This is a genomic window from Komagataeibacter oboediens, assembly GCF_018491655.1.
GTDB lineage: Bacteria > Pseudomonadota > Alphaproteobacteria > Acetobacterales > Acetobacteraceae > Komagataeibacter > Komagataeibacter oboediens.
Map to the genome: position 1 here is coordinate 74,597 of NZ_JABLUU010000004.1, position 26,154 is coordinate 100,750.

The 26,154-nt window shown below is 63.0% G+C and carries 23 protein-coding genes; 14 read left to right on the plus strand and 9 right to left on the minus strand.

Annotation, left to right across the window (positions count from 1 at the left end):
* Positions 1–4: 4 nt before the first annotated feature.
* The 7 genes from HNO79_RS05175 (at position 5) to HNO79_RS05205 (ending at position 9,623) form a co-directional block, all read left to right on the plus strand.
* Complete coding sequence (locus HNO79_RS05175; RefSeq protein ID WP_214165002.1) at positions 5–2,131, plus strand: ATP-binding response regulator; 2,127 nt, start codon at positions 5–7, stop codon at positions 2,129–2,131.
* Positions 2,128–3,219, plus strand: a complete 1,092-nt coding sequence (gene cheB, locus HNO79_RS05180; protein ID WP_010512851.1) for a chemotaxis-specific protein-glutamate methyltransferase CheB — start codon at positions 2,128–2,130, stop codon at positions 3,217–3,219. The genes HNO79_RS05175 and cheB overlap by 4 nt, the downstream gene beginning before the upstream one ends.
* 10 nt (positions 3,220–3,229) lie before the next feature.
* Positions 3,230–5,101, plus strand: a complete 1,872-nt coding sequence (locus HNO79_RS05185) for a response regulator (protein ID WP_214165001.1) — start codon at positions 3,230–3,232, stop codon at positions 5,099–5,101.
* A 36-nt stretch (positions 5,102–5,137) separates the two neighbouring features.
* On the plus strand, positions 5,138–7,105 hold the full coding sequence (locus HNO79_RS05190; protein ID WP_010512853.1) for a response regulator: 1,968 nt from the start codon (positions 5,138–5,140) through the stop codon (positions 7,103–7,105).
* Between the two features lie 66 nt (positions 7,106–7,171).
* A complete protein-coding gene (hslV, locus tag HNO79_RS05195) occupies positions 7,172–7,765 on the plus strand; it encodes an ATP-dependent protease subunit HslV (RefSeq protein WP_010512855.1) in 594 nt (197 codons plus the stop codon).
* Complete coding sequence (hslU, locus tag HNO79_RS05200; RefSeq protein WP_010512856.1) at positions 7,765–9,078, plus strand: ATP-dependent protease ATPase subunit HslU; 1,314 nt, start codon at positions 7,765–7,767, stop codon at positions 9,076–9,078. Before hslV ends, hslU begins: the two co-directional genes overlap by 1 nt.
* Positions 9,079–9,179: 101 nt before the next feature.
* Entirely contained in the window at positions 9,180–9,623 is a 444-nt protein-coding gene (locus HNO79_RS05205) for a SufE family protein (protein ID WP_187294148.1), read from the plus strand.
* A gap of 127 nt (positions 9,624–9,750) precedes the next feature.
* Here the strand turns inward: HNO79_RS05205 and HNO79_RS05210 are convergent, their stop codons facing one another.
* Both HNO79_RS05210 and hpnR read right to left on the minus strand, forming a co-directional pair.
* A complete protein-coding gene (locus tag HNO79_RS05210; RefSeq protein ID WP_029329201.1) occupies positions 9,751–9,960 on the minus strand; it encodes a heavy-metal-associated domain-containing protein in 210 nt (69 codons plus the stop codon).
* Positions 9,961–10,459: 499 nt separating this feature from the next.
* Positions 10,460–12,004, minus strand: coding sequence for a hopanoid C-3 methylase HpnR (gene hpnR / locus HNO79_RS05215; RefSeq protein WP_010512859.1), 1,545 nt, complete (start codon positions 12,002–12,004; stop codon positions 10,460–10,462).
* Positions 12,005–12,390: 386 nt separating this feature from the next.
* Between hpnR and HNO79_RS05220 the strand changes: the two genes are divergently transcribed.
* Positions 12,391–12,705: a hypothetical protein gene (locus HNO79_RS05220; RefSeq protein WP_010512860.1), complete on the plus strand. Its 315-nt coding sequence runs from the start codon at positions 12,391–12,393 to the stop codon at positions 12,703–12,705.
* A gap of 27 nt (positions 12,706–12,732) precedes the next feature.
* Here the strand turns inward: HNO79_RS05220 and HNO79_RS05225 are convergent, their stop codons facing one another.
* Positions 12,733–13,293, minus strand: a complete 561-nt coding sequence (locus tag HNO79_RS05225; RefSeq protein WP_010512862.1) for an HNH endonuclease — start codon at positions 13,291–13,293, stop codon at positions 12,733–12,735.
* A 221-nt stretch (positions 13,294–13,514) separates the two neighbouring features.
* Between HNO79_RS05225 and gluQRS the strand changes: the two genes are divergently transcribed.
* The 3 genes from gluQRS to HNO79_RS05240 all read left to right on the plus strand — a co-directional run bounded on the left by gluQRS (position 13,515) and on the right by HNO79_RS05240 (position 16,889).
* On the plus strand, positions 13,515–14,393 hold the full coding sequence (gene gluQRS / locus HNO79_RS05230; RefSeq protein WP_214165000.1) for a tRNA glutamyl-Q(34) synthetase GluQRS: 879 nt from the start codon (positions 13,515–13,517) through the stop codon (positions 14,391–14,393).
* Between the two features lie 62 nt (positions 14,394–14,455).
* Entirely contained in the window at positions 14,456–15,658 is a 1,203-nt protein-coding gene (locus HNO79_RS05235) for a pyridoxal phosphate-dependent aminotransferase (protein WP_214164999.1), read from the plus strand.
* Between the two features lie 4 nt (positions 15,659–15,662).
* Positions 15,663–16,889: a pyridoxal phosphate-dependent aminotransferase gene (locus HNO79_RS05240; RefSeq protein ID WP_048855695.1), complete on the plus strand. Its 1,227-nt coding sequence runs from the start codon at positions 15,663–15,665 to the stop codon at positions 16,887–16,889.
* Positions 16,890–17,401: 512 nt separating this feature from the next.
* On the opposite strand, the gene HNO79_RS05250 is transcribed toward HNO79_RS05240, so the two are convergent.
* Positions 17,402–18,067: a hypothetical protein gene (locus HNO79_RS05250; protein WP_048855696.1), complete on the minus strand. Its 666-nt coding sequence runs from the start codon at positions 18,065–18,067 to the stop codon at positions 17,402–17,404.
* Positions 18,068–18,493: 426 nt separating this feature from the next.
* On the opposite strand from HNO79_RS05250, the gene HNO79_RS05255 reads away from it, so the two are divergent.
* Positions 18,494–19,060 carry a gluconokinase gene (locus HNO79_RS05255; protein ID WP_010512868.1) on the plus strand — a complete coding sequence of 189 codons (567 nt, stop codon included), beginning with the start codon at positions 18,494–18,496 and terminating at the stop codon, positions 19,058–19,060.
* 18 nt (positions 19,061–19,078) lie between these two features.
* Here HNO79_RS05255 and HNO79_RS05260 read toward each other — a convergent pair whose 3' ends face one another.
* Entirely contained in the window at positions 19,079–19,651 is a 573-nt protein-coding gene (locus tag HNO79_RS05260) for a cob(I)yrinic acid a,c-diamide adenosyltransferase (RefSeq protein WP_214164998.1), read from the minus strand.
* 45 nt (positions 19,652–19,696) lie between these two features.
* Positions 19,697–20,263: a DUF4142 domain-containing protein gene (locus HNO79_RS05265; protein WP_010512872.1), complete on the minus strand. Its 567-nt coding sequence runs from the start codon at positions 20,261–20,263 to the stop codon at positions 19,697–19,699.
* 546 nt (positions 20,264–20,809) lie between these two features.
* Here HNO79_RS05265 and HNO79_RS05270 point away from each other — a divergent pair.
* Positions 20,810–21,187 carry a DUF423 domain-containing protein gene (locus HNO79_RS05270; RefSeq protein ID WP_010512873.1) on the plus strand — a complete coding sequence of 126 codons (378 nt, stop codon included), beginning with the start codon at positions 20,810–20,812 and terminating at the stop codon, positions 21,185–21,187.
* Positions 21,184–22,134 (plus strand): SAM-dependent methyltransferase, encoded by a 951-nt coding sequence (locus HNO79_RS05275; protein WP_010512874.1) that lies wholly within the window; start codon positions 21,184–21,186, stop codon positions 22,132–22,134. The genes HNO79_RS05270 and HNO79_RS05275 overlap by 4 nt, the downstream gene beginning before the upstream one ends.
* Here HNO79_RS05275 and HNO79_RS05280 read toward each other — a convergent pair.
* The 3 genes from HNO79_RS05280 to HNO79_RS05290 all read right to left on the minus strand — a co-directional run bounded on the left by HNO79_RS05280 (position 22,129) and on the right by HNO79_RS05290 (position 26,152).
* Positions 22,129–22,422 carry a hypothetical protein gene (locus HNO79_RS05280; RefSeq protein ID WP_010512875.1) on the minus strand — a complete coding sequence of 98 codons (294 nt, stop codon included), beginning with the start codon at positions 22,420–22,422 and terminating at the stop codon, positions 22,129–22,131. The genes HNO79_RS05275 and HNO79_RS05280 overlap by 6 nt on opposite strands.
* A gap of 56 nt (positions 22,423–22,478) precedes the next feature.
* A complete protein-coding gene (locus HNO79_RS05285; RefSeq protein ID WP_029329204.1) occupies positions 22,479–24,152 on the minus strand; it encodes a M3 family oligoendopeptidase in 1,674 nt (557 codons plus the stop codon).
* A gap of 62 nt (positions 24,153–24,214) precedes the next feature.
* The gene (locus HNO79_RS05290) at positions 24,215–26,152 is read right to left on the minus strand and encodes an OPT family oligopeptide transporter (protein WP_214164997.1); all 1,938 of its coding nucleotides are present in this window, start codon (positions 26,150–26,152) and stop codon (positions 24,215–24,217) included.
* Positions 26,153–26,154: the final 2 nt, after the last annotated feature.

The window sequence follows — 26,154 nt, forward strand, 5'->3', positions numbered from 1 at the left end:
GGCCGTGGACAACCTTCGGGACGAACTTCTGGCGGTATTTGACGCGGAATACCGTGACCACCTGCGTGCAATCCGGGGCATCGTGGCCGTCGGCTGCCCCGATGCGCAGGGACTGGCGGAAATCTTCCGGCGCGTCCACTCGCTCAAGGGGGCGGCGCGCGCGGTCGAACTGCCAACGGTCGAAGGGGTGGCCCACACGCTGGAAAACCGCCTGTCGGCGCTGCTGGCGGCCCGTGCCCTGCCGGATGCGGCAGACCTGAAGGCCATTACCGACACGCTGGATGAGGTGGACCTGCTCATGACATCCGCCCCGGCGGATGGCGAGGTCCGCCCGGCAGATGAGGAAACGACGGCATCCGCTACCGCGACGGAAAACCCTGCCTATGTGCAGGTGCCCGTCGCGCGGCTCGATGCGCTGGCCTCGGCCGTGCATGATCTCATGTCCGTGGCCGAACGGCATGAACGGCTGTGGGCGCAGGTCATGGACCTGCTCGATGAATCGCGTGCGGTCATGCATGCCCCTGAACGCATGCGTGCCGACCCCGTGGCCGAATTCGCGCGGATGACGCGCAAGCTCATGACGGTGGGGCGTGAACGTGAACTCATGTCCGGGCAGATCGACCGCGCATTGCTGCGCCTGGGGGAGGAAGTCCACGCCGTCACCCTTGTACCTGCCGAAAGCGTGTTTGGATCCCTGGCCGCCATGGCCCGGCGCATCGCGCGCGAACATGGGGGACCGGATGCCGGGGTGGACGTGCACATGTATGGCATGGAGGTCCAGACCGAACGCCGGGTGATGCAGGCCCTGCGCGATCCGGTGGTCCACCTGGTGCGCAACGCCATCGTGCACGGGCATGAAACCCGTGCACAGCGGCTGAAGGAAGGCAAGTCGGAACGGCTGAACATCACTATTGCCGTCACCCTGACCGGCGTGCGGCTGCAGGTTGCGGTCAGTGATGACGGGCGTGGCCCCGACCTGCAGGCCATTGCCGCGCGGGCGGCAGGGCAGGGGCTGGTCCATGCCGATGCGCCGCTGGAGGCGCGGCAGTTGCTGGCGCGCGTGTTCGAACCGGGTTTTTCCACGCGTGGGCAGGCGGATACGCTGGCCGGGCGCGGGGTCGGGCTGTCGGTGGTGGCGGAGGCGGCGCGCGCCCTGCACGGCACCGTGCGCATGGAACAACGCCAGCCGGCGGGTACGACCGTGACCCTGACGGTGCCGGTGTCCCAGCGCCAGCGCACCGTGCTGCTGGTGGAAAACGCGGGGCAGGCGCTGGGTCTGCCCGGTCGGGTGATCCGTCACCTGCTGCGGGTGCGGCGTGACGGGATCAGGCTGCTCAATGGTGCGCCCTTTGCCGTGGTGCCGCACCGTTCCGACGGTACGCAGCCGGAACATGCGCACGGCGACGGACAGGCCGAGGATCTTGTGCCGCTTGTGCCGCTACGCGCCTTCGTCGGGGATGAAAACGCTCCGCTGCCCGTGCGTGACGGCGCGGTCAGCGTGGTGGTGATGGAGGTCGATGGCGTGCGCTGCGGCTTTGCGGTGGAACGCATGGTGGATGTGCGTACGCTGCTGGTATCGGATGCCACCGCCGTGGGGCTGGATAGTGAACTGGTGCCCGGCATTGCCTGGCAGCGCGAGGACCAGCCGGTCTTCATTCTCAGCCCCGACCGGCTGTTCGCGCGCTGGCGGCTGCGCGGCAATGGGGCGGGGGTATGCTTCAGTGACGTGGATGAAGCCGCCCCCGTGGTGGCCGTGCGCCATGCGCCGCTGGTCATGGTGGTGGACGATTCAATCACGACACGGACACTGCAGAAAACCATATTGCAGTCCCATGGTTACGATGTCTGCCTTGCGGTGGATGGGGAGGAGGCGCTGGCGATGCTCCAGCAGTCCTCGCGGCATGTGGATGTGGTGGTGACGGATGTCGAGATGCCGCGCATGGACGGGTTTGCGCTGCTGGCGGCCATGCGGGCCGATCCGCACCTGTCGGACATCCCCGTTGTCCTCATGACATCGCGCGATGATGGGGATGACGTGCGCCGGGGTATGGAAGGTGGTGCGCGTGCCTACCTGACCAAGCAGAAATTCGATCAGGGTGAACTGATCGATACCATAAAGGGGCTGTTGTGAACGATGTGACGCCCCTTGCGCCGCGCCGGGTGCTGATTGTGGAGGATTCGGCAGTCCTGCGGCACCTGCTGATGCGCGTGGTGGCGGGCGACCCGCGGCTGGAGCTGCTGGAAGCCGTGGAAACGGCGGAGGAGGCGCTGCGTCTTGTCCCCCGCCTGCGCCCGGATGTGATTTCCATGGATATCTGCCTGCCCGGCATGGACGGGCTGGAAGCCACGCGGCAGATCATGGCGCATTTTCCCACCCCCATCGTGATTGTCAGTGACACGGTCGGCGCGCAGGCGACGCAGGTGTCCATGAACGCGCTGCGTTCGGGCGCGCTGTCGGTGATCGAGAAGCCGCAGGGCCTGTCGGGTGAAGCCGGGGCTGCCGTGGCGCAGGGGATCGCGACACAGCTGTATATCATGAGCCAGGTGCCCGTGATCCGCCGCCGCCTGCTGCAGGCCGAGCCCTTCCGGCACAAGGGCATGTGGGCGCGCCCGCTTGATATCCGCCCACGCATCCTGGCACTTGCGGCCTCCACCGGGGGGCCGACGGCCTTCGCCCGCGTGCTGGGGGACCTGCCGGCGGATTTCGCGCTGCCGGTGGTGCTGGTGCAGCATATGGGGCAGCCCTTCATGGAAGGGTTCGCAGCGTGGCTGGACCAGCATGTCGCCCTGCCGGTCATGCTGGCGCAGCACGGCATGAAGCTGGAACGGGGCCGGGTGCTGGTGGCGCCGGGCAACCGGCACATGACCGTCGGCCCGCGCGGGGATGTGCTCCTGCATGATGACGCGCCGGTGCAGGGGCAGCGGCCATCGGCTGACGTGCTGTTTTCCTCCGTCGCAAGGGTGTTCGGCGCGGACAGTCTTGGCGTGCTGCTGACCGGCATGGGCGAGGACGGTGTAGACGGGCTGGGCCGTATCCGTGCCGCCGGCGGCTACACCATTGTGGAGGATCGCAGCACGGCGGTCATCCACGGCATGCCCGGCGCTGCCGAACGCGCGGGGGCTGCGTGCATAAGCCTGCCGATGCACGAGATCGCCCCGCATATCTTCCGGATCATGGCGGGTGGCCAGATCCCTTCCACAGGCCCCCTAGCAGGATAATGACACCCCGATGCCGCTGACTGATCGAGAGGACCATACCGATACCCTGCTGCTGGTGGAGGATTCGGACACGCAGGCCCTGCGTATCCGCCGCATGCTGGAAAGCCACGGTTTTCATGTTCACCGCGTGGCCAGCGGGGAGGATGCGCTCGATACCCTTGATGAACGGCTGCCGGGGCTGGTGATCGCCGATTATCACCTGCCGGGCATGAATGGCGGGCAGCTGGCGCGCCAGCTGCGCATGAACGCGGTGACGCGCACGATTCCCGTCCTGATCCTGACGGAGGGGATCGAGCCGGGGCTGGAACGCGAAGGACTGGAAAGCGGGGCGGATGCCTATATCCCCAAATCGTCCGATCCTGCGCTGATCGTCTTCCGTATCCGCGCGCTGCTGCGCGAACATGCGGCCCATGCCCCCTCGCTCCTGCCGCAGCGCGTGTTCCGCCGCGCGCGGATCATGGTCATCGCCCCCGAACCCGCCCACCGTCGCGCGGTGCCCGAACTGATCGACCAATTGCGGCGTGACGGGCATATCGTGACCCTGTGCCCCGATCCCGCCCGGCTGGAGCCGTCCCTGCTGCATGACCCCGACCATGTGCCCGACTGCGTGGTGATCGACCTGGCGTGCCGGGAGTTCGATGGGCTGGAGGTCTGCCGCAGGCTGGACGAATGGCGGCAGGAAGATCTGCTGTCGGGTAACGTGCCGCCGCGCATCCTGGGCGTGGATGGCGCCCCGCGTCCCGACGCGAAGGAGTTTTCGGCACGGGTGTTCGAGGCGGGGATAGACGACCTTGTCTCGCGCGATGTGGGGCCTGCGGCGCTGGCGCTGCGTATCCGCGTGCTGGTGCGCCGCAAGCTTCTGCAGGATGACGTGCGCCGGATCGAGGTCGAGCGGCAGGCACGTGAAATCGCGGTCAAGAGCGCGCGGGCGGAAGCGGCGGCCATTGCCTCGAAAGCGTCCCTGGCCGAGGCGCTGGAGCAGGCCAATCGCGAACTGGCCGATGCCAACCGCAAGCTGATCGAGACACAGGGCAAGCTGGTGCAGACGGCCAAGATGGCGTCACTGGGTGAACTGGTGGCGGGCATCGCACATGAAATCAACAATCCCTTGGCCTTCATCCTGGCGCACAAGGACACGGTGGCACGCGGGCTGGACCGCGTGATCGGCATGGAAGCCAATTGCGCCGATCCCGACCATGACAGCCGGGCCGCGATCCTGAACAAATGCCGCGACCGGGTGGGGTCCATGAACATGGGGTTGCGGCGCATCCAGAACCTTGTGCTGAATCTGCGCAAATTCTCGCGACTGGATGAAGGGTTGTTCCAGCTGATTGATGTGCCCGAGGCGCTGGAAACCGTCATGGCGCTGCTGACGCAGAAGCTGGGCAGCGGCATCATGGTCAGGCGCCGCTACGAAGCTCCGGACCGGCTGTACTGCCAGGCGGCGCTGCTCAATCAGGTCATCATGAATATTATCAGCAATGCGGCGGATGCAATTCTTGCCGCCCAGCCTGATGATATGTCTGTCCGTGGCGGGATCGCGGAAGGGGAAATCGAGATCCATACCTTCCTCTCCCATAATGGGGAGGGACAGGACAGTTATGTCTTTGTCATTACCGATAGCGGCCCCGGTATCGCGCCCGACGTGCAGGAGCGCATTTTCGAGCCGTTTTTCACCACCAAGCCGGTGGGGGCAGGAACCGGGCTGGGGCTTGCGATCGCCTACAGCGTGGTGCAGGCCCACCATGGCAGCCTGTCGGTTGGCCGTGCCCCACAGGGGGGCGCGCGTTTCACCATTTCCGTGCCCTGGAACGCCGGGCCGGCAGGTGAGGGCGGGCCATCCCCGTCTGTCCATCCTTCGTCCATCACGCGCGCCGAGTAAGCGTGCCATAACCTCCGCGCAGGGAGTTGCAGCCCAATGAATACCGTCCCCGCGACGCCACCGCGCCCTGTTGTCCTGCTGGTGGATGACGAAGCCGAGATCCTTGTGGCCCTTACGGACCTGCTGGAGGATACCTTTACCGTCCTGTCCACCACATCACCGACCGAGGCGCTGAATATCCTGTCGGCCCGCAACGATGTGGATGTGATCGTATCCGACCAGCGCATGCCCGAGATGGGGGGCGATGTCATGCTGGCGCGCGCGCGCGAACATAGCGACGCGCAGGCCATCCTGCTGACGGGATATGCCGATATCGGTGCTGTCGCGGCGGCGCTGAACCAGGGGCGTATTTCATTCTATTCCCACAAACCGTGGGATCCCGACGCCCTGCGCGCCATGATCGTGCAGGCTGCCGACTACCACAGGCTGGAACGCGAACTGCGCACCGAGCGCATGCTGCTGCACGGCCTGCTGGACAACCTGCGCTCGGGGCTGGGGTTCATGGACGCGCAGGGCCGCTTTATCCGTATCAACCAGCAGGCCGCGGATTTCTATGGCCGCAACATTGCGGACTGCCTTGGCCGCACGGAACAGGAACTGTGCGATGCGGACCTGCTGCCCCTGATCCGCGCGGCGCATGAACGGTTGCATGATGAAGGGCGCGACGAGGAAGTTGTCGAACTGCCTGCCCATATCCGTGGCGGCGTGCAGGGGCGGTGGCGCGAGATCACGCGCGTCGTGTTGGGCGCGCTGGGCGACGGGTCGGCCTGTTCCGTCGTGATCAACCGTGACATTACCCGCCAGCAGGAAATGGCCGCCCGCCTGCGCCAGGCGGAAAAGATGCAGGCGCTGGGCACGCTGGCCGGTGGCATCGCGCATGACTTCAACAACCTTCTGACCGCGGTTCTGGGGTCGCTTGAACTGGTGCGTGACATGGGACCGGAAACGGGGCCGATGGCGCGCCTGCTGGACAATGCATCCGCGGCGGCACAGCGTGGGGCGTCGCTGACACGCAGGCTGCTCAATTTCAGCCGTCCGCGCGACCTTAGCCTGGAACCCGTGGACGTGAACGCCCTGTTGCATGGCATGAACGACCTGCTGGCGCAGACAGTGGTGTCCCGGCAGGGAAAAAGCGGCGGCGCGCCATGCGCCATCGTGGTGGATACGGCGGCGTCCGACGGCATGCTGCCGCCGGTCTGCACCGATGCGGGGCAACTGGAACTCGCGGTGCTCAACCTGTGTATCAACGCCGTTGACGCTATGCCCGAAGGGGGGCTGATCAAGGTGTCCACTGCGCTGAAGCGGGTCAGGGAAATCGTGCCGGGGACGAATCTCGTGCCCGGGGAATATGTCATGGTTTCAGTGACCGACCAGGGTGTCGGCATGTCGCCCGAGACGCTGGCCCGCGTGTTCGAACCCTTTTTCACCACCAAGGATGTCGGTCGCGGCACAGGGCTGGGCCTGTCCATGATCTATGGCTTCATCCGTCATGTCGGCGGGGAAGTGCAGGTGCGCAGCAGACCGGGTGAGGGCACGCGCGTTGACCTGTGCCTGCCGGTGCAGGGGGACGGCAATGCCACCGGCGCCCCGGCCCCGGCCACGACGGCAACCGCGGGACAGGGGGCGGGCCAGCATGCGCTGCATGTCATGGTGGTGGATGATGAACCGGGCGTGCGCGCGGTGACGGCGGGCTTCCTGCGCGCACGCGGGCATGACGTGCATGAATATGCCAGTGGTGCCGCCGCCGTGCAGGCCATGGAGCAGGGGCTGGGACCGATCGACCTTGTCATCATGGATGTGATGATGCCTGGCATGGGGGGGATGGAGACCGTCCATCACCTGCAGGCGCTGCGGCCGGGCCTGCGGGTGCTGTACCTGACGGGCTACGCCAATGCCGGGGCGCTGCCGGCGGGCAGCGCCAACGTCATGCATAAACCCTTTACCCGCGCGGATCTGGCCGCCCATATGGACCGGATCATGAACCGCGCCCCGCAGGCGACATGACCGCGCGGGGCAGGGCGTGAGGCCTTGCCCCTTGTGCTGGCGTGAGAACGTTTTATTTCTATTGATATGCAAGAATATCATTCATCTCCCCATGACCCTGTCGGGTGGCATGGAACGACCATTTTATGTGTCCGCCGCGACGGCCAGGTGGCCATGGCGGGCGATGGGCAGGTGACGCTGGGCGCCACCGTGATCAAGGGGAATGCCCGCAAGGTGCGCCGCATCGGCCCCACCGGACAGATACTGGCCGGTTTCGCCGGGGCCACGGCGGATGCCTTCACCCTGCTGGAGCGGCTGGAAAACAAGCTGGAACGCTATCCCAACCAGCTGGAACGCGCCTGCGTGGAGCTGGCGAAGGACTGGCGTACGGACCGCTACCTGCGCAGGCTGGAGGCGATGATGGCCGTGGCGGACGCGGAACGCTCCTTCACCCTGACGGGCAATGGCGACGTGCTGGAACCCGAGGACGGTATCATCGCCATCGGATCGGGCGGAAATTACGCGCTGTCGGCCGCCCGCGCGCTGCTGGGGATCGAGGGGCTGTCAGCGGTGGATATCGCACGGCGGTCGATGAAGATCGCCGGTGACATCTGTGTTTACACCAATCATTCCGTCATTGTGGAAACACTGGGTGCGGATACGCAGGACGGAGCGGCGTAATGGAAATACCCAATCATTCCCCGCGGGAGATCGTGGCCGAGCTCGATCGCTATATTATCGGGCAGGCCGATGCGAAACGCGCCGTGGCCATTGCGCTGCGCAACCGCTGGCGGCGCGCGCAGCTGACCGATGCGATGCGTGACGAGGTCGTGCCCAAGAACATCCTGATGATCGGGCCGACCGGCTGCGGCAAGACCGAGATCGCGCGCCGTCTGGCCAAGCTGGCGCAGGCACCTTTCCTGAAGGTCGAGGCGACCAAGTTCACCGAGGTCGGTTACGTCGGCCGCGACGTGGAGAGCATCGTGCGCGATCTGGTCGAGGCATCGATCAACATGCTGCGCGACCTGCGGCGCAAGGATGTGGAAAAGAACGCCGAACAGGCGGCCGAGGACATCCTGCTCAATGCGCTGGTGGGCGAAGGGGCATCATCGGAAACCCGCAACAAGTTCCGCCGGATGCTGCGCGCGGGTGAACTGGAAAACAAGGAAGTCGAGATCTCGATTGCCGAAGGGGGCAATCCGTCGCCATCCGACATGCCGAACATGACGCCCGGCGCCGTCATCAATTTTTCCGACATGATGAAGGGCTTCATGAACCGCATGCCGCAGCAGAAGCGCATGACGGTGGCTGCGGCCCGTGCCGCCCTGACCCGGCAGGAAGCGGACAAGATGCTGGATACAGAAACCCTGACGCGTGAAGCCGTGGCCCACGCGCAGGATCATGGTATCGTCTTCCTTGATGAAATCGACAAGGTCTGCGCACGTGCATCCGAAGGGGGATCGCGTGGGGGCGACGTTTCGCGCGAAGGGGTGCAGCGTGACCTGCTGCCCCTGATCGAGGGGACGACCGTTTCCACAAAATACGGCCCCGTGCGCACGGACCATATCCTGTTCATCGCATCGGGCGCGTTCCATATCGCCAAGCCGTCCGACCTGCTGCCCGAACTGCAGGGACGTCTGCCCATCCGCGTGGAACTGGCATCGCTGACGCGTGATGACCTGCGCCGGATCCTGACCGAGCCGGAGCATTCGCTGCTGCAGCAGTACGTCGCCCTGCTGGGTACGGAAAAGGTGACGCTGTCCTTTACCGATGGCGCGATCGATGCGCTGGCGGAACTGGCGGCCGATATCAATGAACGGGTGGAGAATATCGGCGCGCGGCGTCTGGCCACCGTTCTGGAGCGCCTGCTGGAGGATGTATCCTTCACCGCCGCCGACCGGAGCGGGGAAGATGTGGTGATCACGGCTGAAGATGTCCAGAACCGTGTGGCCCCCCTGGCCCGCAAAGGTGATCTGAGCCGCTTTATCCTGTAGGGCAGTACCCGCCTGCTGCAGGGGCCGCGCCGCAGGGTGCGGCCTTTTGCGTTCAGCTCCGTTTTCCGGGCCGTCATGGCCCCCGCGTAACAGGAAAGATGATGACCGATCCCTTCGTAAAGCCCGAGGACGATACCGCCGCCGATGCCATTGCGGAGATTGGTGAGGAACTGGCCCTGTTCGATGACTGGATGCAGCGCTACCAGTACATCATCGAACTGGGGCGCAAGCTGCCGCCATTCCCCCCCGAATGGCAGGACGATGCCCACCGTGTGCCGGGATGCCAGAGCCAGGTCTGGATGGAAGTGCAGCCGCGTGACGGAGTGCTGTATCTGGCTGGTGCGTCGGATGCGGCAATCGTATCAGGGCTGGTTGCGCTGTTGCTGCGGGTATATTCCGGCCGCAGCCGGGACGAGATCCTGAATACGGACCCCAAATTCCTGCGTGACCTCGGGCTGGTGCAGGCACTGTCCACAAACCGGGGCAACGGGGTGGAAGCCATGGCGCAGGCCATACGCAAGGCTGCCGCCGACATGGGCGGTTAACAGGATTACCGGTTTTCGGGGCCGCCTTTTTTCAACAAAGGTGGCATTTCGGAACAATTTGTCAAAAACGGCTTTTCCCATACACAGGGAAAGGACAGGGGCAGGCGGTCATGCCTGCCCATGCGGATCAGTAACCTGCGTCAAAGCCTGCATCGTCAACCGCAGCGAACAGATCATCGAGGTTGGTGGTGCGGCTGTCATACGTGACGAAGGCCTTGCCCTGTTCCAGCGAGACTTCGACCATTGAGACGCCATCCACGCTTTCGAGTGCATGCACGACCTTGGATGCACATCCGTCGCAGGTCATGCCGCTTATGTTCAATGTTATTTTTTCCATGATCCGATCGCCTTTATCACCTGCTGGCAGCCTGTGTATGGGTGCCTGTGGTTGAGAACTGATCTGATTACACCAGATTAGACCCCCATGCGCCATTGTCTCCTTTTTTCATGAAGGCAGGGAAGGCTGGCGCGGTCCGCTCCCCTTGGTCGGGCATGATACGGCATTATCGAATGTAATAAAATTGGTGTCCGGGTGATTTTCTGAAAACAGAGGCCTGCCGGGTATCTATAATCCCGTGTGTCACCTTATCTTCTCCGCCGGATACGTGCGTATGAAAGGCAGGCAGAACCGCCCGGGTTGCATGGAATGGTGCGGAACTGGAGTATTCCGGGACGGCAGGAAGCATCTCTGCCTGCTGCCGAGGAATCCGTGCCTTCCTGGCCGGTACGCATGCGGCATGAGTCGTGATGACAGGGCTGGATGGCGAATACAGAAAAGGCCGGTGCATGCGCAACCGGCCTTTTGTCGTCAGTCAGTAACCGTAGTGGTGCGGGGATCAGTCCACCGTGCTCATACGGGTTTCATCAACGAACTTTTCTGTAGCATCATCCAGCTTGCGCGACTTGCGGCCGGCGGGACCGTGAACATACAGTGTCTTGCGATCAACCTTCTGATCGGTGCCTTCCGGCTTCAGCGGCATTTCATATTCCGGCTTCTGCGCATGGTCGGCCATCTGTAGTTCGGGATTGAAGACGGAGTTGAACTTCCAGATCATGGTCAGGAAGTTGGTCTGTCCACGCAGCGCAAGGCGCAGGGCAATGCCCAGCGTATCCTTGATCGCGCTCCAGCCCAGATGCTTGTTGTTCAGGATCTGCTGGGTCTTGACCAGTTCTTCATAGAACTCACGCAGCGGCAGCGTGGTGGGCATGACCGCGTGCTGGATGTCAAACAGGCGGTAGTCGCGCGTCGTCAGCTTGCGGGACTCGCTTTCCCAGATTTCCGTGCCAGGGTAGGGGGTGGTGACCGAGATGTTCACGATATCCGGGATTTCCAGGCACCACTGGCGGATCACCTCGAAACGTTCGCGGTCCCATGACGGATCGGCAATCAGGTTGATCGCCACGATCAGGTCCAGCGAACGGGCATATTCCAGTGCCTCGAAATTGCGGTCCATCGACACGCGCTTGCGGAACCGCTTCAGCCCTTCCGCATCGACCGCTTCCAGCCCGATGAAGATGTAGCTCAGGCCGATTTCCTTCCAGACCGCGAACACTTCCTTGTTGCGCATGAGCACATCGGCGCGGGTCTCGAGGTAATATTCCTTCTGGATGTTACGGCGCTTGATCTCATCGGCAATGGCCATGCCGTGCTCGGCATGGACGAAGGCGACGTCATCGACGATGAAGATGCCGGGTTCCTTGATTTCCTGCAGTTCCTCACCAATCACCTTGGCGCTGGCGGTGCGGTAGGACCGGCCGTAGAAGGTCCATGCGCTGCAGAACGTACAGTCCCACGGGCAGCCACGGGCGAATTCGATGGAGGCGGCGGGATCCAGCGTGCCGATGAAGTACTTGCGGCGGTGGCGCAGCAGGTCACGCGCGGGGCGGACCTCATCAAGGGATTCGATGAAGATCGGCGGCGGGCCGTCCCCTTCCATGGTGACGACGCCGGGCACGGTCAGCAGATCCTTGCCCTGTTCCCATGCCTCAAGCAGCAGGCCGACGGTGGCGTCGCCTTCGCCCTTCAGCACGCAGTTGATGGCCCCGTCGGACAGCGCAAGCACGTCACGCGCAATGAACGAGATCGAATGTCCCCCGATGAACAGGAACACGTTGGGCAGGCGCCGACGCGTTTCCTTGCACAGGTCAATGATCTCGGGGACATTGGCCAGGTAGTTGCCGGAAAAGCAGATGGCGTGCGGACGGAATCGCTCGATGCGTTCCCAGTAATCAGGATGCTTCTCGACCTGCAGGTCGATGATTTCCACCTCATGTCCCTTGTTGCGCGCGGCACCGGCAACCAGTTCCAGCCCCAGCGGTTCAAGACGCAGGAAGACCTTCGTGTACATGAGCGAGCTTGGATGGACGGCCAGTAATCTCATTCTTTTACCTCAGGGCATCGATGGGGACGGTGTCACAGCACGCCAGTGCATACGCAATCCGGTCACAAATTTACAGCCGGACCAATGCTGTATTTGTATTTTTTATATATCAGACACGATTTAGAAAAAATAAGAATAATGACAGAGGGTGGCAATATAAGTGTGATCTGTCATCCAATTCACGGTAATATCACCTATGCATACAGCTAATGCCTGCATGCCCTTTGTCATATTCCATGGTCAGGTATGTTTTTTCTTCATGTCCGGCTCTGTCGGAAGGGGACCTATGCATTATGGACGGGACAGGGGCGGGGCAGCCTTCATGTCCCCTATCGCAGCCTGCGCTTTCGTGGCAGTGTCGGCTCCGCTTAAGCGACGGGGTCGAAATGAATCTGAAAATCGTGGAAAAAATGTCCGCCCGCCTCGGGCTGCTGGCATGTGGCGTGGTCATGATGTGCGGGTGTACCGCTGAAATCGGCCGCAAGCCTTTCGAAAGTGACGTGAAGTGCCTGCGTGAGCAGATGGGCACCACGATGCAGCTCAGCTTTCCCATCGCGGCGAATACCTGCCAGCGCATGAGCGACCACAACTTCGTTTTCAGCAAGAACCACAAGCATCCCCAGCCGCTGCCGCTGAAGCTGCGTGGCGCGCCCGACCTGCAGAAGATGGCGGATGAATACGGATACAGCTATACAAAATAACGTGTCGGGGCCTGTGCCCCGATCCGTTCAGTTTTCCAGTTCGGTATCCCAGTACAGATAGTCGCGCCAGCTCTCATGCAGGTAGTTGGGGGGGAAGGCGCGGCCGTTTTCCTGCAGCCTGCGGCTGGTGGGCCGTGCGGGGGTACTGGCGGGATACATGCGGATCTGGTGTGGCATGTACGATCCCTTGATCAGGTTGCATGGACTGCATGCCGTCACCACGTTTTCCCAGCTGGTACGGCCACCCCGGCTGCGGGGAATGACGTGGTCGAAGGTCAGTTCCTGTGTCGGGAAGCGGGTGTTGCAGTACTGGCAGGAAAAATTGTCCCGCAGGAAGACGTTGAAGCGGGTGAAGGCGGGCTTGCGGGCGGACGGGATATAGTCCTTCAGCGCGATGACGCTGGGCAGGCGCAGGCTGTGGGTGGGGGAGCGTACGACGGTGTCATATTCGCTCAGCACCGATACGCGGTCCAGCCAGACGGCGCGGATGGCGTCCTGCCATGACCACAGGGAAAGCGGGAAGTAGGAAAGGGGCCTGAAATCAGCATTCAGGACCAGGGCAGGCAGGTATTGACTGTCACAGGGCACGGACGCATTCCTTTCCGAATGCCGGCGCACGGTGTTCAGGCGTAACTCTGTAGCGAAGCGAACGCCTGGGGTGTGCGTCGTCGTCAGGTAACTGTAGAATCTATTGCAGACCCCGCATGGCGTGGCAACCCATGCCCGTGGGGCCGCCGGCCACGCCTCATGCACACAGGAAAACAGGAAAGCCGTGATTTTTTCCGGTATCTTCCTGATATGGTTCGATAATGGCAGTCACCACCCGTTTCGCCCCCAGCCCCACCGGGCACCTGCACCTTGGACATGTCGCATCGGCCCTGCATGGCTGGCGGCACGCTGCGGAGTCGGGTGGCACCTTCCTTCTGCGGGTGGAAGATATCGATACGGTCCGCTGCCGAACTGAATTCATTACGGATATGTACACCGATCTCGCCTGGCTTGGCCTGTCATGGCCACAGCCGGTGCGCCGGCAGTCACGGCATATGCCGGACTATCACCGTGTTCTGGACAGCCTGCGCGCACGTGGGCTGCTGTATCCGTGTTTCTGCACGCGGCGCGATATTGCGGAAGCCGCCAGCGCGCCCCATCACGCCCCGGATGGCACGCTGGTCTATCCCGGCACCTGCCGCCAGATGGACCCTGTGCGGCGGGCGGACATGCTGGCAGCGGGCGTGCCCCACGCGCTGCGGCTGGATATGGGGGCGGCGATGAAGCTGCCCGGCGCGCAGGACCTGACGTGGCATGAACTGGGCCACGGCCCGCGTGCATGTCACCCGCAGCAGTTCGGGGACGTGGTGCTGTCGCGTAAGGACGTGCCTGCGTCCTATCACCTGTGTGTCACGCATGATGATGCGTTGCAGGGCGTAACCCTGGTGACACGGGGGGAGGATCTGCTGGCGGCCACGTCGCTGCACCGGCTGCTGCAGCATGTCATGGGTTGGCCTGCGCCGTGTTACAGCCACCATCCCCTGTTATGCGATGACACCGGCAGGCGGCTGGCCAAGCGCGATGGTGCACTGTCCATCCGCGCGATGCGCGCGGCGGGTATGACGCCACGGCAGGTATGTGCCGCCGCGGGCCAGCCCGATCACATATCTGCTGTTTCCACGGCAGCGTGTTCGCACTAGGCTACGCGCCCGTTGCCCGGCAGTATGCCGGATATTTTTCACTGTTGATGGATCTTGATATCATGGATCTTACCGCCGCCCGGCTGGACCGGATCAGCCCCAGCCAGACGATCGCCATCTCAACCAAGGCGCGTGCACTCAAGGCGGCAGGAAAGGACATTATCAGCCTTTCCGCCGGTGAGCCGGATTTCGACACCCCCGATACCATCAAGAAGGCGGCCATGCAGGCCATTGCCGCAGGTGAGACCAAATACACCGATGTCGCGGGCACGCCCGCCCTGCGCCGGGCGATTGCCGAACGTTTCCGCACTGACAGCGGTCTGGACTACACGTGGGATGAGGTGATCGTCTCCAACGGTGGCAAGCAGATCATCTATAACGCCATGGTGGCGACCATCAATCCGGGGGACGAGGCCATCATCCCCGCGCCGTGCTGGGTGTCGTATCCCGATATCGTCTCGCTGGCCGAAGGCACGCCGGTTATCGTACCATGTAGCGTGGAAAACGGCTTCAAGCTCCAGCCTGCCGAACTGGAAGCCGCGATTACGCCGCGTACCCGCTGGCTGCTGCTCAATTCCCCCAACAACCCGACAGGTGCCGCCTATTCCGCCGAGGAAATGCGTGGCCTGTGCGATGTGCTGCTGCGTCATCCCAATGTGTGGATCCTGACCGACGATATTTACAACAAGCTGGTCTATGACGGCTTCCGCGCCCCCACGGTGGTGGAGGTGGAACCCCGCCTGCGCGATCGCACGATCACCATGAACGGTGTGTCAAAAGCCTATGCCATGACCGGATGGCGTATCGGCTATTCTGCCGCCCCCGTGCAGATGACGCGTGCGATGAACAAATTGCAGAGCCAGTCCACATCCGGCCCGTGTTCGATCAGCCAGGCGGCCGCGGTGGAAGCCCTGACCGGGCCGCAGGATTTCATTGGCATCATGGTCAGCACATACCAGGCGCGGCGTGACCTTGTGGTCAGCATGCTGAACGAGGCTACTGGCCTGCACTGCCCCGTGCCGGAAGGGGCGTTCTATGTCTTTCCGTCGCTTGTCGGCTGCCTGGGCAAGACCAGCGCGGGCGGGACGCTGATTGATACCGACGAAGCGTTCGTCACCGCCCTGCTGGATGAGGAAGGCGTGGCCGCCGTGCATGGCAGCGCGTTCATGTTCGCGGGACATTTCCGCATTTCCTACGCCACCGATACCGACAGCCTGCGCGAAGCCTGCCTGCGTATCCAGCGTTTCTGCGCCGGGTTGCGGTAAGGGGATGAATATGGATGCGGCCCAGACCCATCCGCTGTTCGCTCAGCGGATGGAGCGCCTGACGGTACCGGCCACCATCGCCATGGCCCAGCGCGCGCGCAACCTGCGGGCCAAGGGGGAGAAGGTGCTCTCCCTTGCGTTGGGGGAACCGGATTTTCCCACCCCCGCCGCGGTGATCGAGGCAGCACACCGCGCCGCACTGGACGGGCAGACGAAATACCCGCCTGTTGATGGAACGCCCGCGCTGAAGGCAGCCATCGCGCGCAAATTCGCACGTGAAAATGCGCTGGATTACGCCCCTGCCGAAATCATGGTGTCCAACGGCGGCAAGCAGGTCATTTTCAACGCGTTCATGGCGACGGTGCAGCCAGGCGATGAAGTGGTCATTCCCCGCCCGTACTGGGTCAGCTATCCGCTGATCGTGCAGATGTTCGGGGGCACCCCGGTCTATGCCGACTGTCATGAAGCCGATGGCTTCCGCCTGACGGCACAGGCGCTGGAAGCGGCAATCACGCCACGCACCAAGTGGCTTGTCCTCAATTTCCCCAACAATCCCACGGGCGGGACGATGGGGCAGGCCGATCTTGAAGCCGTGGCCGAAGTGCTGCGCCGTCATCCCCACGTTCATGTCCTGTCAGATGAGATATACGAACACCTGCTGTATGACGGGCTGCAGCACCACTCCCTTGCCGCCGTGGCTCCCGATCTCAAGGGGCGTATCCTGACGCTGAACGGCGTGTCAAAAGCCTATGCCATGACCGGATGGCGTGTGGGGTACGTGGGTGGTCCCACGCCCCTGATCCGCGCCATGACGGCCATACAGGGCAGCGCCACATCGGGTATCTGTTCCATAAGCCAGGCGGCGGCGGCGGCGGCACTTGATGGTCCGGCGGACATTATCGCGCAGATGTGCGCGGTCTATGCCCGCAGGCGGGAAATGGTGGTTTCGACCCTGCGCGCCATACCGGGGCTGACCTGCGCCATGCCGCATGGGGCATTTTATGCCTATCCCGGCATTGCAGGATGCATGGGCCGTGTTTCGGCAGGTGGGCAGCGGCTGGAAACGGATCAGGATTTTGCCATTGCCCTGCTGATGGAACAGCACGTGGCGGTGGTGCATGGCTCGGCCTTCGGGCAGGGACCATACCTGCGGCTGTCATACGCCACCAGCGACGATATCCTGAAGGAAAGCTGTGCGCGGATCGCGCGGTTTGTCGATGGCCTGACCTGACGCGTCGTGACCGTGGTCAGTCCGGGTCGGGCGAGGGGGGGGCAGAGCAGGAACACCCCCTCCGTCACGATGGCGGGCAGCAGCGGCATTGCCAGCGGCAGTCCCGACAGGCCGATCGCCCCGGCGGATGCAACGCATGCCCCCATGTACCCCGTGCGGCCGCCCAGCCGTTCCGCAATGACAAACAGGAAGACGGCCGCCAGTTCCAGAATGGCCGCCCCACCCAGCCGCAGGGGATGCGCCTGTGTCTGCGTGCCCATGTCCGACAGCAGGCGCAGCAGGGCCGGGGACTGACCCTGTTCCCCGCCAAGGCCGAACATGAACGAAAAGGGCAGGATCAGCACGCCGAGTATATCGCGCAGCAGGTTCACCAGCCCGCTGACCAGCGGCAGCAGTACCAGTATCGCCAGGCTGGCGGTGGTGCAGGTCGCGACAATGACAAGCCCGACCTGACGCTGCCGTGCTGCCGGATTATGCTGGGGGGCCGACGCGCTCATGTATGCGTGCCGTGATTACCGCAGCCACCACTTGACGGGTTCGGGTTCATCCGCCGGGGTTGCGTCATCCGGTGCGGCGGCTGGCGGCTGGACGGCGGCTGTGCGGGGTTCCGCCGTGCGCTGTTTTGCCTTCAGGCGGTTCAGTTCTTCATGCAGGTGGCTGTTTTCTTCATTGGCATTGTACAGTTCGGCGCGCACGCTCAGTAATTCAGCGTCCTGCGCGGCCAGTCTGCTTTTGTGTTCTGCCGCGATGACATCGGCATGGCCAATGCGCGTGGTCAGGGAACGGATCTGTGCCTGTGCTTCCGACAGGCGCAGTTCGGCCTGTTCACGCAGCTTCTGTTCAAACTGGACCTTGTGGCGCAGCTGTTCAATTTCGCTGCGGTCATCCTGCTGCGCATGGATTGCGCGCGGTGTCGCGCGGCCTGTGGCAAGGGAGTGATGTTCAACCCGGACATCGCCATCCTGCACGAATTTGCGCCGGCGCTGCGTGGGGTCGGCCTGACGGGCCGGACGTGGCTTGTTTGCCGCCATCTTGCCGCTGCCTGCGCCACGGGGCGACGGCTTGCCCTTTCCCAGTCGCTCAAGGGCCTGCCGGAACGCGGATTCATTTACTTCTTCCCGATTGGCATTCTGGTCTTCTTCTTTCGGGAAGGAAAGAAAATCGTTATATGATGACACAGCAAAACTCTCGATAACTCAATGCACCAGCGTGGTGTGGCTGAAATTATATTTAGGAATATTTTCCTACAACCAGTCTACCAATGGTGCCTGTTTTTAGGTGATTGAAGGATCATATAATTCCTTATCCCCCTGTCGCGCAAGGGTATAAAGAATAATATAACAAAATAACATTATATTTATTATGGGAAGATATTCTTTAAGTATAATTATACTATAATAATATAATAAATAAAATAAAACAAATAAAATTATCTACAGATCTCTATTGATCCAAGAATTATTGCATAAGAATTTCGCCTTGTATTCCGCGGCCATGTAGCGCAACGGCGGTCGCTCTCTTGCGTTCAGGCTGTCGATTGGTCCAGATAAAAGGACCGATACGGGTTTTCATGATAATATCCGACAGGATACGGAATGTGTGACATGGACCAGCAGACAGCTTTGGTTTCCCTTTCCCGCAGGCTCAGGCAGGCGGGCCGGCCATGTGTGCTGATCGTCATGGGGGTTTCGGGCTGCGGCAAGAGTACCGTGGCCCAGCTTATGGCGGAACGTCTGGGCTGGCCGGTGATCGAGGGCGATGACCTGCATCCTGCGCACAATATCGCCAAGATGAGTAACGGCATCCCCCTGACGGATGAAGACCGCGCCCCCTGGCTGGACTGCATCGCGCAGCAGGTGCGTGCATGGGGGGATGCGGGCCAGTGCGGGATCGTGACCTGCTCATCGCTCAAGCGGATGTATCGCGAGCGTATCAGCGGTGGCAGTCATGATGTCTGTTTTGTCTACCTCAAGGGCAGCAAGGAAGACATCGCCCCCCGCCTGCGGCAGCGGACCGGGCATTTCATGCCGGTCGCCATGCTGGACAGCCAGTTTGACACGCTGGAGGAGCCGGACATGGACGATGAAGTGGTCATGGAACTGGATGTCAACGCCCGGCAGGATCATCTGGCGGAACAGGCCTGCGCCCACCTGTCCACCCTGCCGGAGTGATCCGCTCCGCCCGCCCGGTCAGGCAGGATCGGGCGGGGGCGTGGCGGGTGCCCATGTCAGGTCGGCTTTCCCATTATCATTCAGGTAGCGGCCCAGCACGAACAGGTAATCCGACAGCCGGTTCATGCAGGCGGGAATGTCCGTGCCGATATCTTCCCCTCGCGCCAGTGTGGCCAGCCGCCGTTCTGCGCGCCGCACGACGGTACGCGCCAGATGGGCATGGGCGGCCGCGGGCGTGCCGCCAGGCAGGATGAAGCTGCGTAGTGGCGGGATATCGGTGCGCAGGCGTTCGATTTCGGTTTCCATGGCCTTCAGGGCCGCGGCGGCATGGGCAAGCGGGCGAGGCGGGCTGGCGGGCATGCAGACCGCGCCGCCAATATCAAACAGCAGCCCCTGTATCCAGGCGATGAACGTGGCGTTGCGGCCCGCAGGCAGGGTGCCGCGCAGCAGGCCGATGACCGCATTGGCTTCATCCAGTGCGCCAAGGGCTTCAATCCGCGCCGAATCCTTGGGTACGCGATCCCCATTGCCCAGTGCGGTCTGCCCCCTGTCCCCGCCGCGTGTCACGATCCGGTCGATGCGAATGGCCATGAATGATCCTGCCTGTAAATCCGGTGTCCTGCCCCGTGGTCGCGCTTAGCGGGAGGGCTTGTTTGCCCCCAGCTTCATGGCCTCCTTCAGATGGGCCTGAAGCGTATCCGCCGTGGAGGAGGCGTAGGCCTTCAGTTCCGGGTCGGAGGCGGATTCCGCCTCGTTCTGGAACATGGCCAGCGCATCGCTTGCCGCCTGTGCCTCCAGATCAAGGTAGGTGCGGTCGAATTTGCCCCCGTTCTGGGTTTTCAGGTCATTTGCAACCTGTTCTTCATCCGGGCTCATGTCCTTGTGCAGTTCCAGTCCGTGCTTCAGCGTCATGGCTGCCAGGGTGGTCTGGTTCGTTGTGTGCATTTTCAGCGATTTTTCAGCGAATTCCTGCAATTTCGGACGTTTGGCCTGGGTTGTGGCCATTTTTGAAATGGTCATCTCGAACGTGTTCAGCGCGGATACGTTTTCCGCAAACGTGGAATCTGATTCCGTCAGCGGCGGCAGGGTCGGTTCCGCCGCTGTTGCCGCTGCGGGGGCTGGAGCCGGGGCGGGACGTGCCATGGCTGCGACAGGAAGAAGGCTGACAGATGCGCAAAGGAACCAGACTGCGTATTGTTTCATGTTGTCGTCTTCCTAACGTGGGAAATTCAGGCCGTTTTACTGAACGTCACCCCGGTTTATCAGCTTTGAGAGGGCAGACAAAGCGGCCATGCGGGACGCATGACCCTGTCGCCATAATTGTCCGGCATGGTTTTGTGTGGCAAGGAATGAATGTAATTTTGGGAAATAATAAAGATGCGATATGAGAAATAAATAAAAAATACATTTTTGTATAAATAAATAAAATTAATCTTTTCCAGGATTGTTTCGTTTTCATTTTCTCGCACATTTGGCTGATATATTTACATTTTGTAAGTAATGTTATTGTCATGGGGCGGTATAAGTATGCAGCTGTCCTATTCCGGAAGTAATGAATCAGTTTCAGTCAAGAGCGGGGCAGACGACGTGCATTATGGATGCATGTCCGCATGAATGGAATTTCATGAAAACGTGCCCTCACGACAGCTTCCCGCAGGCGTGGCCTATACGATGGGCCCATGCGCGGAGTAGGGTGGCCCGCCCGCGGCCGATGCGGGTTGTCACCCTGTTTTGCGGATGTTCCGAAGAATGCCTACAGTTGTCAGGTTCCTGTTATGTTTTGCGGCACTGGCCGCGTTTTCCGGTGTCATGGGGGGCGCACTGACCGCACATCTGCCTGACCGTTTCTTCGCCGAAGGGGGACGTGAGATGGCCCGTCAGGCCATACAGATGCAGATGTGGCACGCGCTGGCCATTATCGGCATCTCGGTTCTGATGATCCAGCAGGGATGCAGGGTGCTGGTGTCGGTTTCCGGCTGCCTTATGGCGGTGGGCACCGTCCTGTTCAGCACGGGCGTCGCGTTGACGGCATTCTGGGGCATTCATCCCGGTCCGGTCGCGCCCACGGGGGGCAGCATGCTCATGCTGGCGTGGCTGCTTCTGGCCGTGGGGGTCATGCGGTCATGATCACAACGGATATCACACCGCCGCCATGGCCGGTGCGCAGCGCCTATCTGGCGCCGCCGGGGTTTGAGGACATCGTGGCGCAGGAACTTGCCCGGCGCGGGGCGGGCGATCTGTGCTGGCACGGACGGCTGGCGCTGTCCGCCCTGCCGCCCGTGCCCTGCCTGTGGGCACTGGATATTTGGGATGCGCCGGAGGAACATGCGGTCCCCTCCATCAAGGGGGCGGCGCGCATCATGCGGGCGATCCAGCGCAACTGGGCTGGATATGCGCCCACGCTGCACCGTCGCAGCGCACTGGTGACCGATGCCCTGCCACCCGTGCGCCCCCGGCCATTTACCTTTCCCGCAGCCGCGCCTCATGCCCATCTGGGGGCGTGGACGCTACTGTCTGCCGACCGGCTGCTGCTGTCGCGCACCAAGTCCTCGCCTTTCGTGAATGGCGAGGTCCCGTTTGTCGAAAACCGCACCGACCCGCCTTCGCGCGCCTATCTCAAACTGTGGGAGGCGCTGCTACGTCTGGGGCGTTGGCCGGTGGCGGGGGAAAACTGCCTTGACCTTGGGGCCTGTCCCGGCGGGTGGACATGGGTTGCAGCCGCTTGCGGGGCGCATGTCACCGCCATCGACCGCTCGCCCCTTGCCGAAAACGTGGCGGGATTGCCCAATGTGACGTGCCGGTACGAAAGCGCGTTCGGACTGGACCCGGAAAGCTGCGATCCCGTGGACTGGCTGTTTTCCGATATCATCGCCTATCCCGCACGCCTTCTGGCGCTGGCTCGGCGGTGGATTGCCTCGGGCCGCGCGGCGCGCATTGTCATGACCATCAAGTTCCAGGGTGAAACCGATCATGAAACGGCGGATGACTTTGCCGCCATTCCCGGTGGTCGCGTGCTGCACCTGTGGCACAACAAGCACGAACTGACGTTTTTCTGGCAGCGCGATCCGTCATGAGGAGGAGCGGCGGCTGATCAGTCTGTCCGCCACTTCCACCACCCCGATCGCCAGCAGGCAGCACACAAGGGCCACGGCCATCACGATCAGGCGTTCCTGTTCGGTTGCGTCATTCGCCCCGGCCAGACGGTACAGGGCCAGCCACATGCCTGTCCCGGCAATGCGGTCCACTGCACCCGCCACGGTGGCGCTGAAACGCAGGCTGAGCATGAACAGCCCGGTCAGCACAAGCACCGCCAGCGTCTTGCACACGGTCCGGGTAATGGTCGGGGGCGGGTTGGAAGACATGGCTTCCCCTTGATGAAAATGGCGGGCCACCCCTCATGCGGGGCCTGCATCCGGTATCAGGCGTTCAAGATATCGCGCGCCGTGCGGACCACATCAGCCAGCGTGCCCGGCTGGAAGGGTGACTTCAGCCCTGCTGAACGGACCAGCCGGGTAAAGGGTTGCGCCCCACCCTGCGCGCACAGCGTGACATAGGCCTGCAATGCGCCATCCATGTCCGTGCGGCTGCGGATCCAGAACTGCATCGCGCAGCACAGCGCCAGCGCGTAATCAATGTAATAGAAGGGCGAGCGGTAGATATGCCCCTGCGCCTGCCACCGCCCCCCCATGGCCGGGTGCGACAGGCCGCCATAGTTGCGCCACGGCAGGTAATGCTGTTCCAGCCTGCGCCATGTGGCGTGGCGTTCCGCGGGTGTCATGCCGGGGTTGGCGTAGATTTCGGTCTGGAAGTGATCGACGCATACCCCATACGGGAGGAACGACAGGGAAGAGATCAGGTGCATCTGCCGGAACCGCTCACCCTGTCCCGGTTCCACCATCAGGTCGATATGGGGCCATGTCAGGAATTCCAGCGCCATGGAATTGATTTCGGCCCCGTCCATGGTCGGCCACAGCAGGTCAACGGCGGGCAGGCTGCGGCTTTTCCAGTTCTGGTAGGCGTGGCCCATTTCATGGGTGAAAACGTTGATGTCATGCTGCGTGCCGTTGAAATTGGCAAAGATGAACGGCATGCCCACCGTAGGGAAGGACGTGCAGAACCCGCCCCCCGCCTTGCCGGGGCGGTTGACCAGGTCCAGGTAGCCGCCATCGCGCATCTGTCCGAAAAACGGGCCCAGATCGCCCCCCATGCGGTCAAACATGGTCTGCGCGCGCGCCAGCAGTACGTCATGGTCGCCTGCCGGGCGCGGGTTGCCCTTCGGGTCGATCAGGGGTTCATCCCATGAATACACGGCGTCCCACCCCATTGCCGCGCACCGCCTGCGCAGGATGTCATGGACCAGCGGGACGACGTGTTCATGCACCTCGGCACGGAAGCGCGCGACATCCGCAGGACCATAATCAACCCGGCGCATGCGGCGGTATGCCAGCGGGATATAGGTGTCATATCCCAGCGTTTCCGCCATGCCGTGGCGCAGGCGCACCATCTGGTCAAACAGGGTGTCGAGGCGCGTGGCGTTCTGTTGAAAAAACGCCCACCTGACGCGCTCGGCCTCGTGGCGCATGGCGCGGTCCGTGCTTTCGGCATACGGGGCAAGGCCGGACAGGTTGACGTGGGTGCCGTCAATTTCCACGCGCGCACTGGCCAGAAGGGCGGTGTATTCGCCACTCAGCCGGGCTTCTTCCTCCAGCGCATCAGCAATGCGCGGGTCGAAGGTGGTGATGTCGGTCCGCCACAGTTCCAGCGTATGCGGTGTGACCACCCGGGCTACCGCCGTCGGGTCGGGATATTCCAGCAGCCTGCGCTTCAGCGCAACTTCATGCGCCGTGACATGCGGCGTCAGGGCATCGGCATAATCGCGGTCGGCACGGGCGTCGGGGCTGGTGGTGTCCTGCGCGAAACGCAGGTCAACCAGTGCGGACCAGCTTTCATAATCGCGGCGGATCGTGTCGAACAGGCGGGCGGCGTCCGGCACGTTGCCCTGGTCCAGCAGGGTCGAGACCTGACCAAAGCGCAGCCCGAGCGCGTCGCGGGTGGGGCGGGGGAAATCAAGGCTGTCAAAATGGCGGAACATGCGGGACAGGGTGCCACGGAAACCTTTCCTGCGTCCATGCCCATCCCCGATTATCTGGCGTGCTATCTGCGTGGCTGACGCAACTGCATCGCGCAGAACCAGATGCACAGCACGCAGAACGCCGCCAGTCCCGCAATGCTGGTCGCTGTCGCATCCATGCCGGGGGGCAGCAGCGAAAGCGGGCTGTCGCGTCCGCTCAGCGCGGACAGGCTGGCCAGCATCACCCCCATCAGGCTTTCCCCGACGATCAGGCCCGATGCGATCATGGTGCCCTGATGGCGGCCCGCCCCGCCATTCAGGCGGGTGACGACATGGCCAAGTATCGCGCCAATGGCCAGCGTGACCGAAACACTCATGGGCAGGTAGATGCCAACCCCCACCGCCAGCGGCGGCAGCGCCCCGCGCCCGGTGCGGCGCAGGCAGGCATCGACCCCGATCAGCGCGCATCCTGCCCCCATGCCGGCCAGCAGCATGTTCCAGTCAAGCTGGTGCAGGAAAATGCCCGATGTGATCAGCAGCAGCAGCGCAGGCTGCGGGGCCGCCAGCGCGCGGGTCGCGTCCATGCCGGCATGTGGCATCGCCCCCACGAAGCCATAGGTCTGGTACAGCACGTTCAGCACCGGCGGAATGATGACCGCCCCGGTCACGCAACCGATCAGCAGGACGGCTTCCTGCTTCCACGGCGTGGCCCCGACCATCCGGCCGGTTTTCAGGTCCTGCAGGTTGTCATTGGCGATTGCGGCAGATGCGGTGATGGCGGTCAGGGCATACAGGCAGAAGCCGATGGCGAACTGCAGGCCTCCGGTGCCCGCGAACAGCCCCAGTGCGCGCAGCACCACGAACACACAGGACAGGCCCATCGCGGCAAGGATGATGACACCGGAAATGGGGGATGAGGACGATCCCACCAGCCCCGCCATGTAACCGCACGCCGCTGCAACGAACAGTCCGACACCCACGCAGCATGCCAGTCCAGCCCCCGTGGCCGCCAGTGCGGGCAGGGCACCTACGGAGGCATGGGCGAATACGAAAAACAGGCTGCCGATCACCAGCAGCGCACCCCCCGCGACCATGCGCATGGCGCGGGGCGACAGGTCGGTTTCGGTGGGAGCGGCGTTGTCCGCACCCTGCGTGCGGTCCAGCAGCGCACGCACGCTGTCCAGCAGCGGACGGCCCATGCGCACCACCGTCCATATGGCGGCAATCCCGATCAGCCCCACGCCAATGAAGCGGGCCCTGTCCTTCCACAGGCTGGTGGCGAATGCACCGGCGGGCAGGCCCGTCGGATTGGGCTGGACATGGGCCATGACGGGAATGACGACTTCCCATGTCAGTATCGCACCCAGCAGCATCGCGATGCCGCCTTCCAGCCCGACCAGATAGCCCGCGCCCAGCAGCGCGGGCGAAAACCCAGCCGAAAAGCGGAAGGCCGACATGCCCCATACGGCAGTCGCCGTCATGCCATCCCCCAGCACGCGCAGCCCGGTGGAGGCGAATGTCAGGGCAGCGGCCAGCATGCCGCCATTCAGCAGCGCGCGGATGCCGCCCCGGTCCTCGGCCGCCGCACCCGCGCGCAGGATTTCGGCTGCCGCCACCCCTTCGGGAAAGGGCAGGACCGGGTCCGCCAGCATGACCCGGCGTAGCGGGATGGTGAACAGCACTCCCGTCATGCCGCCCGCGGCCGTAAGGGCAGCCGTCATGATAAACGGAAAGTGCTGCCACACCCCGGCCATGACCAGCGCGGGCAGGCTGGCGAACACGCAGGCCAGCGTGCCCGCGGCGGAGGCCTGCGTCTGCACCAGGTTGTTTTCAAGGATCGTTCCCCCACCCATCAGCCGCAGCACCGCCATGGAAATGACGGCGGCGGGAATGGAGGTGGCGATGGTCAGTCCGACCCGCAGCCCCAGATAGACGTTGGATGCGGTGAAAACGACGGTGATCAGCGCACCGATCACGATGCCACGCCATGTCAGTTCGGCCCGTGGGGAATGTCCGGCCAAGG

Coding starts and splice junctions, on each gene's coding strand:
- HNO79_RS05185 (WP_214165001.1), top strand. CDS start 3,230: ATGCCGCTGACTGATCGAGAGGACCATACCGATACCCTGCTGCTGGTG.
- HNO79_RS05190 (WP_010512853.1), top strand. CDS start 5,138: ATGAATACCGTCCCCGCGACGCCACCGCGCCCTGTTGTCCTGCTGGTG.
- hslV (WP_010512855.1), top strand. CDS start 7,172: ATGCAAGAATATCATTCATCTCCCCATGACCCTGTCGGGTGGCATGGA.
- hslU (WP_010512856.1), top strand. CDS start 7,765: ATGGAAATACCCAATCATTCCCCGCGGGAGATCGTGGCCGAGCTCGAT.
- HNO79_RS05205 (WP_187294148.1), top strand. CDS start 9,180: ATGACCGATCCCTTCGTAAAGCCCGAGGACGATACCGCCGCCGATGCC.
- HNO79_RS05210 (WP_029329201.1), bottom strand. CDS start 9,960: ATGGAAAAAATAACATTGAACATAAGCGGCATGACCTGCGACGGATGT.
- hpnR (WP_010512859.1), bottom strand. CDS start 12,004: ATGAGATTACTGGCCGTCCATCCAAGCTCGCTCATGTACACGAAGGTC.
- HNO79_RS05220 (WP_010512860.1), top strand. CDS start 12,391: ATGAATCTGAAAATCGTGGAAAAAATGTCCGCCCGCCTCGGGCTGCTG.
- gluQRS (WP_214165000.1), top strand. CDS start 13,515: ATGGCAGTCACCACCCGTTTCGCCCCCAGCCCCACCGGGCACCTGCAC.
- HNO79_RS05235 (WP_214164999.1), top strand. CDS start 14,456: ATGGATCTTACCGCCGCCCGGCTGGACCGGATCAGCCCCAGCCAGACG.
- HNO79_RS05240 (WP_048855695.1), top strand. CDS start 15,663: ATGAATATGGATGCGGCCCAGACCCATCCGCTGTTCGCTCAGCGGATG.
- HNO79_RS05255 (WP_010512868.1), top strand. CDS start 18,494: ATGGACCAGCAGACAGCTTTGGTTTCCCTTTCCCGCAGGCTCAGGCAG.
- HNO79_RS05260 (WP_214164998.1), bottom strand. CDS start 19,651: ATGGCCATTCGCATCGACCGGATCGTGACACGCGGCGGGGACAGGGGG.
- HNO79_RS05265 (WP_010512872.1), bottom strand. CDS start 20,263: ATGAAACAATACGCAGTCTGGTTCCTTTGCGCATCTGTCAGCCTTCTT.
- HNO79_RS05270 (WP_010512873.1), top strand. CDS start 20,810: ATGCCTACAGTTGTCAGGTTCCTGTTATGTTTTGCGGCACTGGCCGCG.
- HNO79_RS05275 (WP_010512874.1), top strand. CDS start 21,184: ATGATCACAACGGATATCACACCGCCGCCATGGCCGGTGCGCAGCGCC.
- HNO79_RS05280 (WP_010512875.1), bottom strand. CDS start 22,422: ATGTCTTCCAACCCGCCCCCGACCATTACCCGGACCGTGTGCAAGACG.
- HNO79_RS05285 (WP_029329204.1), bottom strand. CDS start 24,152: ATGTTCCGCCATTTTGACAGCCTTGATTTCCCCCGCCCCACCCGCGAC.